Origin of the sequence: Hydrogenophaga palleronii NBRC 102513, from assembly GCF_001571225.1 — a bacterium.
In the GTDB taxonomy this organism is placed as follows: Bacteria; Pseudomonadota; Gammaproteobacteria; order Burkholderiales; family Burkholderiaceae_C; genus Hydrogenophaga; species Hydrogenophaga palleronii.
This window is the reverse complement of the sequence record NZ_BCTJ01000068.1, coordinates 1-9,197: the sequence shown is the minus strand read 5'-3', so window position 1 is coordinate 9,197 and position 9,197 is coordinate 1. Positions and strand designations below refer to the sequence as shown.

9 protein-coding genes are annotated in these 9,197 nt (G+C 68.5%); 8 read left to right on the top strand and 1 reads right to left on the bottom strand.

The genetic code is table 11. The features are described 5' to 3' along the window. Window positions 1-362 precede the first annotated feature (362 nt). Window positions 363-773: a flagellar export chaperone FliS gene (gene fliS / locus HPA01S_RS21895; protein ID WP_066273538.1), complete on the top strand. Its 411-nt coding sequence runs from the start codon at window positions 363-365 to the stop codon at window positions 771-773. A gap of 1 nt (window position 774) precedes the next feature. Beyond that, the gene (locus HPA01S_RS21890) at window positions 775-1,077 is read left to right on the top strand and encodes a flagellar protein FliT (protein ID WP_066273537.1); all 303 of its coding nucleotides are present in this window, start codon (window positions 775-777) and stop codon (window positions 1,075-1,077) included. A gap of 299 nt (window positions 1,078-1,376) precedes the next feature. Here HPA01S_RS21890 and fliE read toward each other — a convergent pair whose 3' ends face one another. Then, the gene (fliE, locus tag HPA01S_RS21885; RefSeq protein WP_066273536.1) at window positions 1,377-1,691 is read right to left on the bottom strand and encodes a flagellar hook-basal body complex protein FliE; all 315 of its coding nucleotides are present in this window, start codon (window positions 1,689-1,691) and stop codon (window positions 1,377-1,379) included. 191 nt (window positions 1,692-1,882) lie between these two features. Here fliE and fliF point away from each other — a divergent pair, with 191 nt between their 5' ends. The 6 genes from fliF (at window position 1,883) to HPA01S_RS21855 (ending at window position 9,182) form a co-directional block, all read left to right on the top strand. Next, a complete protein-coding gene (gene fliF, locus HPA01S_RS21880) occupies window positions 1,883-3,607 on the top strand; it encodes a flagellar basal-body MS-ring/collar protein FliF (protein WP_066273534.1) in 1,725 nt (574 codons plus the stop codon). Between the two features lie 163 nt (window positions 3,608-3,770). Continuing rightward, window positions 3,771-4,769: a flagellar motor switch protein FliG gene (gene fliG / locus HPA01S_RS21875; protein WP_066273533.1), complete on the top strand. Its 999-nt coding sequence runs from the start codon at window positions 3,771-3,773 to the stop codon at window positions 4,767-4,769. Window positions 4,770-4,938: 169 nt separating this feature from the next. Next, window positions 4,939-5,655 (top strand): FliH/SctL family protein, encoded by a 717-nt coding sequence (locus HPA01S_RS21870; RefSeq protein WP_066273531.1) that lies wholly within the window; start codon window positions 4,939-4,941, stop codon window positions 5,653-5,655. A 120-nt stretch (window positions 5,656-5,775) separates the two neighbouring features. Continuing rightward, complete coding sequence (gene fliI, locus HPA01S_RS21865) at window positions 5,776-7,248, top strand: flagellar protein export ATPase FliI (protein WP_066273530.1); 1,473 nt, start codon at window positions 5,776-5,778, stop codon at window positions 7,246-7,248. Between the two features lie 127 nt (window positions 7,249-7,375). Continuing rightward, window positions 7,376-7,840, top strand: a complete 465-nt coding sequence (gene fliJ / locus HPA01S_RS21860) for a flagellar export protein FliJ (RefSeq protein WP_066273529.1) — start codon at window positions 7,376-7,378, stop codon at window positions 7,838-7,840. 16 nt (window positions 7,841-7,856) lie between these two features. Continuing rightward, the gene (locus HPA01S_RS21855) at window positions 7,857-9,182 is read left to right on the top strand and encodes a flagellar hook-length control protein FliK (RefSeq protein ID WP_066273528.1); all 1,326 of its coding nucleotides are present in this window, start codon (window positions 7,857-7,859) and stop codon (window positions 9,180-9,182) included. Window positions 9,183-9,197 lie beyond the last annotated feature (15 nt).

The window sequence follows — 9,197 nt, the reverse complement described above, 5'->3', positions numbered from 1 at the left end:
TCAACAAGGCGTGCTCTCGCTGCTGCGCTGATCACACCAACGGCTTCGCCCTGAAGGGCGGTTGCGCGGCCAGACCGTGCAACCGCCCTTTTTTCATGGGCCGGCCGGCGAACGCCCGGCGGCGACGGCCGGGGGCTCAAGATTCCAGCGGCTGCACCGAAATGACAGGCCACGGGGCCTGCATGCGGTGCCCCGCCGCCGGCCCCATTTGCGTGCGGTCGCGTTCGCCGTACGTACCCGGTAAACGCAGGAACTAAAGGATGTAAAGCATGGACTTCTCCGCCCAAATGCCACCGCTCATGCCTACAGTCCGCCCGTTGGGTGCCGATACAGAAAGGTATCAGCACTCAGGAAACCAAGCCATGTTCACCTCTGTCACCACCCGCGCTGCTTCTGCCTACACCCGTGTCGCCGTCGACACCCGCGTGCAGACCGCCGACCCGCACCAGCTGGTCGGCCTGTTGTTCGACGCGTTGATCCAGAGCCTGAACCTGGCGCGCGGCGCGATGGAACGCCAGGACGTGGCCAGCAAGGGCGCGGCCATCGGCAAGGCCATCCGCATCGTTGAAGAAGGCCTCAAGGCCGGCCTGAACCTGAAGGAAGGTGGCGAGCTCGCCGCCAACCTGAAAGGCCTTTACGAGTACAGCGTGCAACGCCTGACGCTGGCCAATCTGCGCAACGACGTCGAGCCCGTGCACGAAGTGCTGAACCTTATCGAACCGCTGGCCGATTCCTGGAAACAGATTCGCGCCGGTGCCCTGCAGGGAGCCTGACATGGAGCACGGTCTCTTGGACTATTACAAAGCCATCGAAAACACCAGCCGACAGATGCTGGAGGCCGCCCAGACCGAAAACTGGGACCAGGTGGTGCGGCTGGAAGGCGCTTGCGCCGTGCTGATCGCCCAGCTGCGCCACAAATCCAGGAACCATGACCTGGGCCCGGACGAACGCAAGGAAAAGACGCGCATCATGCAGCGCATTCTGCGCACCGACGCCGAGATCCGCTGCCTGGCCGAGCCCTGGCTCAACGACCTGGCACAGCTGATCGACAAGAACAGCCCCGCGTCGATGCATTGACCCCCCCGCGCCGGCCTGCGGCCGTCACCCCCCAGGGGCGATGTCTGCGGTCTGGCAAAGCCAGTCCCGCGACATCCTGGACAGGGGCACGCGCTCCGGCCAGGGGTCAGAACGAATCGGAAAAGCGAAAACGCCGGGCAGGCAAATGCACTGACCAGCGAAAGAGAGGACCGAAGAGCAGAAGCAGAGGAACCGAGGGGGAGCGAATCCAGAGGTGCCGCGGAACCGGCTTCGCCGGGCCGCCAGCACCGTCCCCCCTTTCAAGGGGGGAAGCCGCGCAGCGGCGCAGGGGGGATCCTCTAGACACTCATGTTCATGATGTCCGAGTAAGCCTGCACCATGCGGTTGCGCACATGCAGCGTGGCCTGGAAGCCGACCTGGGACTTCTGCATCGCGAGCATGGTTTCTTCCAGGCTCACCTTGGGATTGCCCAGTTGCACCTGGGTCTGCAGGTTGGAAGCGGCCTCCTGCGAAGCGCTCACTTCCTTGAGCGCCGCCTTGAAGTTGGCGCCAAAGCCGGCTTCCACGCCGCCGGCGGCGCCGGGGCGCTTGAGGGCGGACTGGCCGATGCCGGTCAGGGCCTGGCTGCTGAGGGCGGAAATGCGCATGTCCATGGCGGACTCCTTCGACAAGAAGATATGACGCCCTGATGCTAGGGGGCGGGCCGCCGGCACGGGCGGGGAATAAGGGCACAAAGCACCGCCTTTTCATGGCACTGGCACCGGCACCGGGACCGAATAATCGACCGCAACAGGGTGTTGTCACGCCCTCTGCCACCGATCCCTTACCCCGAAGCCCGAATGCCATGAGCACCACCGCCGTTGCCGAACTGGATGTCACGACACCGCCGCCGGGCCCGCGCAGCGCGTTCGGCGACGGTTTTGCGCGCATGGACCAGTCGCAAAAACTCAAGCTCGGCGTGGGCGCGCTGGCGCTGCTGGCCATCGCCCTGGCCTTCTTCTTCATGGGCCGCCAGCCCGAATGGCGTGTGCTGTACGCCAACCTGGGCGACAAGGACGGTGGCGCCATCGTCGCCCAGCTGTCGCAGATGAACGTGCCCTACAAACACGCCGAGGGCGGCCAGGCCATCATGGTGCCGGCCGACAAGGTGCACGACACGCGCCTGCGCCTGGCCTCGCAAGGCCTGCCCAAGGGCACGGTCGGCGGCTTCGAGATGATGGAAGCCAACCGCTTCGGCATGACCCAGTTCCAGGAACGCCTGACCTTCCAGCGCGGCCTGGAGGGTGAGCTCACCCGCTCCATCCAGTCGCTGTCTTCGGTGCAGAGCGCGCGCATCCACCTGGCGCTGCCGAACCAGAACGGTTTCTTCCGCGAGCAGCAAAAGCCCAGCGCCTCGGTGCTGCTGACCCTGCACCCGGGCCGCACGCTGGACCGCGCGCAGGTCGCCGGCATCGTGCACCTGGTGGCCTCCAGCGTGCCCGAGATGAACCCCAAGGCGGTCAGCATCGTGGACGACGCCGGCAACCTGCTCTCCAGCCCGCCCGATGGCCAGGCCCAGGGCGTGGACACCCAGAAGCTGCAGTACCAGCAGCAGCTCGAACAGCTCTACACCCGCCGCATCATGGAGATGCTGGAGCCGCTGGTGGGCCGCAACAACGTGCGCGCCCAGGTCAGCGCCGAGGTCGATTTCTCGCAGGTCGAATCCACCAGCGAACAGCACCGCCCGAACCAGGGCCCGGACGCTTCGGCCACCGTGCGCAGCCAGCAGACCGTCACCGACGGCGGCGCAACGGGCGCCGGCGGCGCACCGGCCTCGGGCGTGCCCGGTGCGGTGAGCAACCAGCCGCCGGCCACAGGCACCGCGCCCATCAACGGCGCGGCCGCCCCGGTGGGTGTCGCCAGCAGCCAGTTGCCCGCGGGTGCCAATGGCGCCGCGGGTGGTGGCCGCCGCGAGTCGGTGGTGAACTACGAGGTCGACAAAACCGTGAAGGTGGTGCGCGAGTCCAGCGGCCAGGTCAAGCGCCTGAGTGCCGCGGTGGTCATCAACCACCGGACCACGGTGGACAAGGCCGGCAAGGAAAGCAGCGCCCCGATTCCGCCGCAGCAGCTGGAGCAAATGACCGCCCTGGTGCGCGAGACCATTGGCTTCAACAGCGAACGTGGTGACTCGGTGAACCTGGTCAACGCCGCCTTCAACGTGGAGCGGGTTCCCGAAACCAGCGAAGCCGCCTGGTGGACCCAGTCCGACAACCAGGACCTGCTGCGCAGCATGGCCTGGCCGATCGGCATGGTGGGCCTGGGCCTGCTGGTGCTGATGGGCATGGTGCGCCCCGGCCTCAAGCTCATGAAGGCACCGCCCGCACGCCGCCTGGACACCACCGCCGTGCAGCCGCTCAACGCGGTGCTCAACGAATCGCCCGAACGCCCCGGCCTGCCGATGCCCGGCGCCAGCAACGAGATCACCCCCGAGACCCAGCGCCTGTCCGACGCCAAGCGCCTGGCGCTGGAGAACCCGATGGCGGTGGCGAACATCGTCAAGGGCTGGGTGAATGGGGAGGCGCCGGCATGAGCCGGCACCACCCCCTGCGCCGCTGCGCGGCTTCCCCCTCTCTCGCCTGCGGCGGGAGGGGGACGGCAACTGGGGCCGGCGTAGCCGGACCCTCGCTGCCCCTGGTTGAAGACACTTCGCTCCGCTCCGCGCTTCTGGTCGAGCACCACAAGGAATATTGATCATGGAAGACCAGGGAGTTCAGGACGCCGCCATCTTTCTCATGTCGCTGGGCGAAGAGGAAGCGGCCGAGGTGTTCAAGCACCTCAGCCCGAAGGAGGTGCAGAAGCTGGGCGAGACCATCGCCAGGACGCGCTCGGTCTCGCACGAACGTGTGGACCAGGTGATGCAGCGTTTCACCGACGCCGCGTCGTCGCAGAGCCTGCTGGTGTCCGACACCGACAACTACGTGCGCGCCGTGCTCAAGCGCGCGCTGGGCGACGACAAGGCGTCGTTGCTGATCGACCGCATCCTGCAGGGTGGTGACGTCTCCGGCATCGAAAGCCTGAAGTGGATGGACCCCGCCTCCATCGCCGAACTGCTGCGCAACGAACACCCGCAGATCGTGGCCGCCATCCTGGTGCACCTGGAATCCGACCAGACCGCCGGCGTGCTCAAGAGCTTCAGCGAACGCACCCGCAACGAGGTGATGCTGCGCATCGCCACGCTCGAAGGCATCCAGCCGACCGCCCTGAAAGACCTCAACGAGGTGCTGTTCAAGGTGCTGGCCGGCGGCGACAAGATCCGCAAGACCTCCATGGGCGGCGTGAAGACCGCGGCCGAGATCATCAACATGATGGGCACGCAGATCGAGTCCTCGGTGATCGAGGCGATCCGCGCGTTCGACGCCGACCTGGCGCAGAAGATCATGGACAAGATGTTCACCTTCGAGGACCTGCTCAAGCTCGACGGCAAGTCGGTGCAGATGGTGCTCAAGGAAGTGGCGACCGATTCGCTGATCATCGCGCTCAAGGGCGCCACCACCGAGCTGCGCGAGCTGGTGCTCTCCAACATGTCCAGCCGCGCCGCGGAAGCGCTGCGCGAAGACCTCGAATCGCGTGGCCCGGTGCGCCTGTCGGAAGTGGAAGCGCAGCAGAAGGAAATTCTCAAGGTCGTGCGCCGCCTCTCGGACGAAGGCCAGATCGTGATCATGGGCGGTGGCGAAGAAGAGGCTTTCGTATGAACACCCCCCTGCGCCGCTGCGCGGCTTCCCCCCTCCGTGGCGCGCCGTTGGCGCTTCGAGGGGGAACGGCATCTCGGGCCGGCAAAGCCGGACCCTTGATGCCCCTGGAAGGGCTGCGCCATGCGTTGCGCTTCCCGCTCCGATCTGTTGAACCACGGGGTGTTTGAACATGGCATCGTCCAAACCCAGCATCCATTCCCGCTTCATCCCGCGTGAGGAAATCGAGGGCATTGCGGCCTGGCATTTCTCGGCCGTGGATGGCAGCGAAGACCATCTCGGCAAGAACCACAGCGCGGGCGGTGCCACGCCCGCCGATGGCGAGGGCGTGACGTCCGAGGCGCTGCAGGAAGCGCGCCAGCAGGCTTACGACGAGGGTTTTGCGCGCGGCCATGAAGCCGGTGGCCAGGAGGTGCGCGACGCACTGGAAGCCACGGTGCGCAAGACCGCCGAAGAGACCGCGGTGCGCATGGCGCAGCTGCTGCACAACATGCGCGACCACCTGAAGAAGAGCGAAGCGCAGATCTCGCGCCACATCCTGGAGCTGGCCTGCGACCTGGCCCGCCAGGTGGTGCGCCAGGAGCTGCGCAGCGACCCGGCCCACCTCCAGCCGGTGATCCGCGAGGCCCTGTCCCAACTGGCCGAAGACGGCCTGCCCGCCACCGTGCGCATGAACCCGGGCGACCTCGCGCTGATGCAGGGTGCGCTGCTGGAAAACCTGGCGCAGCCCGCGCCCGAATTCGTCGCCGATGCCAACGTGAGCCCCGGCGGCTGCCTGATCGAGTCGGCCACCATGGCGGTGGACGCGACGATAGAAAAACGCTGGACACGCGCCGTGGGCAACCTCGGCCTGGACGTGGCCTGGAACCCGGGCAACGCCGATGTTTGAGCGTGAAACACCCCCGCCGCGCTTCGCGCGACCCCCTCAAGGGGGCGACGCCTGTGGCCCGGCAAAGCCGGTTCCACGGCGTCTGCTGGAAACCGTGATCTCTCGCGTGAGGGCCTTTGCATGAACGACAGCACCTTGGGCAGCGAAAGCCGCTGGGGCAACTTCATGGACGACGTGCGTGTCAGCGCTTCGGTGAAGACGCCGCTGGAAGTGCGTGGCACGCTGACGCGCCTGGCCGGCCTGGTGCTGGAGGCCGTGGGCCTGAAGGTGCCGGTGGGTTCGCAGTGCCTGATCGGCAACGGCCACAAGGAGCCGGTGCTGGCCGAGGTGGTGGGCTTCTCCAACGACCGCGCCTTCCTCATGCCCGCGGGCGACACACATGGCCTGTCCAGCGGTGCCAGCGTCACGCCGCTGGCGCCCTACCGCACGGTGCCGCGCGTGGGCCATGCCAACAAGCCGCCTTCGCCCGACGACCGCGGCACGCTGCGCCTGCCGCTGGGCCGCGGCTTGCTCGGGCGCGTGGTCGATTCGCACGGCAACCCGCTGGACCACCAGGGCCCGGTGGTGGACGTGGACATCGAACCGATGGACCGCGCCCCGCTCAACGCCATGGACCGCGACCCGGTGCGCACCCCGCTGGACACCGGCGTGCGCGCGATCAACGCCCTGCTCACCGTCGGCCGTGGTCAGCGCATCGGCCTGTTCGCCGGCTCCGGCGTCGGCAAGAGCGTGCTGCTCGGCATGATGGCGCGCTACACCAAAGCGGACGTGATCGTGGTCGGCCTGATCGGTGAACGCGGCCGCGAGGTGAAGGAATTCATCGAAGACATCCTCGGTGCCGAAGGCCGCCAGCGTTCGGTGGTGGTGGCGGCGCCGGCCGACGCGCCGCCGCTGGTGCGCATGCAGGGCGCGGCCTACGCCACCGCGATCGCCGAACGTTTCCGCGACGACGGCCTGGACGTGCTGCTGCTGATGGACTCGCTCACCCGCTACGCCATGGCGCAACGCGAGATCGCACTCGCCATCGGTGAGCCACCCGCCACCAAGGGTTACCCGCCATCGTGTTTCGCCAAGCTGCCGCAGCTGGTGGAGCGCAGTGGCAACGGCCTGAACGGCAAGGGCTCGATCACCGCCTTCTACACCGTGTTGTCCGAAGGCGATGACCAGCAGGACCCGATTGCCGACGCGGCGCGCGCCATCCTCGATGGCCACATCGTGCTCTCGCGCGCACTGGCCGAGTCAGGCCACTTCCCGGCCATTGACGTCGAGGCCTCGGCCTCGCGCGTGATGCACAACGTCGCCGGTGCGGTGCACCTGGAGCTGGCGCGCAAGTTCCGTGGCCTGTACTCGCGGTACCAGAAGAGCCGCGACCTGATCCAGCTCGGCGCCTACGTGGCCGGCAGCGACCCCGAGACCGACCGCGCCATCGTGCTCTACCCCGCGCTGCAACGTTTCCTGATGCAGGACATGCACGAAGCCGCCACGCTGGGCGACAGCCTGCAGCAGATGCAGGCCGCGCTGAACGAAGACAAGGGCCAGGGCGCTGCCGCCGGCCGCACGGCTCGACCGCAGCACAACCCGTATGAGCAATGAACACCGCCCGCGCCGCCCGCGGCGTCACTCCCCTGCAGGGGCCACACCAGCGGCCCGGCGAAGCCGGTTGCGCGGTGTGTCTGGAAGGCTGGATTTCTCTCGTTGCGTTTCGCTGGACTGAACCGACATGACACAGATACAGACGCTGAACAAGGTGGTGGAGCTGGCCGAGAAGCGGCGCGACGAAGCGCTGGGCGCGATGGCGCAGCAGCAGCGTGAGCTGCAGGTGGCGCAGGACCAGATGGACCAGCTGCAGTCCTACGCGCAGGAAGCCGAGGCGCGCTGGGCCGCACGCAGCGCGGTCGGCGTGGACGCCACCCTGCTCATGCACCACCGCGAGTTCATGCACAAGATCCACCACGCGCTGGAGTTCCAGCGCGGCGTGCTGACCGACCGCACGCGCCTGATCGACAGCGCGCAGGAGCAGGTGCACCTCGCCGAGCGCGACCTGGCCGGCCTGCGCAAGTTCACCGAGCGCAAGCAGCAGGCCATCCTGCACAAGGCACAACGCCAGGACCAGAAGAACACCGACGAGATGGCCCTGTCCATCCACCTGCGCCAGTCCCTGGCGCAAGCCCAGGCCCGTACCTGAACCCACGAGCGACGCCATGAGCACCACCACCTCTTCTGCCAGCACCGCCCCCAAGCCCGTCGAACCGGCGAACAAGCCGGCACGCCAGGAAGGCGCCCGCGCCCAGGGCGACAAACCGGCCGAGACCGACCTGTTCGCCAGCCTGCTGGGCCTGTGGAGCGACAGCCAGACGCCCACGGCCGCGCCCCTGCAGACCGATGCCACGCTCGACGCTGACGGCAGCGCGGCCAATGGCACCACCGACAACCCGCTGGCCGCCCTGCTCGCCTGGACCCAACCCGGCGCCACCGGCAACGGGAAAGACCGCAGTGCCGACACCAAAGGCGCGGCAACCGGCGCCGACAGCCACACCACCGGCATCGACAAGGCCTTGAAAGACAGCGGCGTGGACATCAGCGGCATGACGCGCGTGGACGAACCTGCACCCGCGGCCACCGCCGCCGCGCTGGCACGTGCCGCGAACGCCTCGCGCCCGGCCTTCAGCCCCTTGAACCCCGGCCAGGGGGCGGCCACGGCGCGCGCGGCCGACGCCAGCACCGCCGCCACGGCCAGCGGTGCCGCCGCGGCCCCCACCAACCTGCTCTGGCAGCGCGGCGCCCCGGCCGGCACCGATGCCCTGCAGCAGAACCTCGCCGCCAGCCAGACGGTGCGCAGCACGGTGGCGCTGGACGAGCGCTTCGGGCTCTCCGCCGGCGGCAACCCCAACGACAACGGCACCGCACCGGCCCTGCGCGAATTCGGCGCCGGCCCGGCATCTGCACTGGGCGGCAGCACGGCCACCCCCGGCACCACCGTGGCCGGCGCCGCGGCGGCCGGTGACAGCGGCAGCGGCAGCGGCAGCAGCGACAGCCGCCAGGACAGCCAGACCGAGGCCAGCAGCACCGACACCGGCCACGCGGCCGACGCCAGCGCCGCCGACACCGAGGCGCACACCATCAGCCACTGGGGCACCCAGCACCTGCGCCACGCCAGCCTGCGCGTGGGTGGTGAAGGTGGTGCCGACAACGCCATCGACATCCAGCTCTCGGTCAAGGGCCAGGAGGTGCAGGTGGCCTTCCAGACCGACAACGCCGAAGCCCGCGCCAGCCTGCGCGAGAACGCCGGCGCCTCCCTGTCCGACCTGATGCAGCGCAGCGGCATCCAGCTCGGCAGCGTCTCGGTGGGCGGCCAGAGCGGCCAGGGCAGCGGCGACGCTGCCACGCACGGCCGTGCAGCCGGCAATGGCGTGGGGCGCACCGAGGGCGTGGGCCGCAGCAGCGGCGCCACCGAAACGCTGAGCAGCCGCCCGGCCGTGGTGCCACCGCGCGCCGACGGCAGCCGGCCGCTGGACGTGTTCGCATAGATAGCCCCCCCCCCC

Coding starts and splice junctions, on each gene's coding strand:
- fliG (WP_066273533.1), top strand. CDS start 3,771: ATGGAAGACCAGGGAGTTCAGGACGCCGCCATCTTTCTCATGTCGCTG.
- HPA01S_RS21870 (WP_066273531.1), top strand. CDS start 4,939: ATGGCATCGTCCAAACCCAGCATCCATTCCCGCTTCATCCCGCGTGAG.
- fliE (WP_066273536.1), bottom strand. CDS start 1,691: ATGGACATGCGCATTTCCGCCCTCAGCAGCCAGGCCCTGACCGGCATC.
- fliS (WP_066273538.1), top strand. CDS start 363: ATGTTCACCTCTGTCACCACCCGCGCTGCTTCTGCCTACACCCGTGTC.
- fliI (WP_066273530.1), top strand. CDS start 5,776: ATGAACGACAGCACCTTGGGCAGCGAAAGCCGCTGGGGCAACTTCATG.
- HPA01S_RS21855 (WP_066273528.1), top strand. CDS start 7,857: ATGAGCACCACCACCTCTTCTGCCAGCACCGCCCCCAAGCCCGTCGAA.
- fliJ (WP_066273529.1), top strand. CDS start 7,376: ATGACACAGATACAGACGCTGAACAAGGTGGTGGAGCTGGCCGAGAAG.
- fliF (WP_066273534.1), top strand. CDS start 1,883: ATGAGCACCACCGCCGTTGCCGAACTGGATGTCACGACACCGCCGCCG.
- HPA01S_RS21890 (WP_066273537.1), top strand. CDS start 775: ATGGAGCACGGTCTCTTGGACTATTACAAAGCCATCGAAAACACCAGC.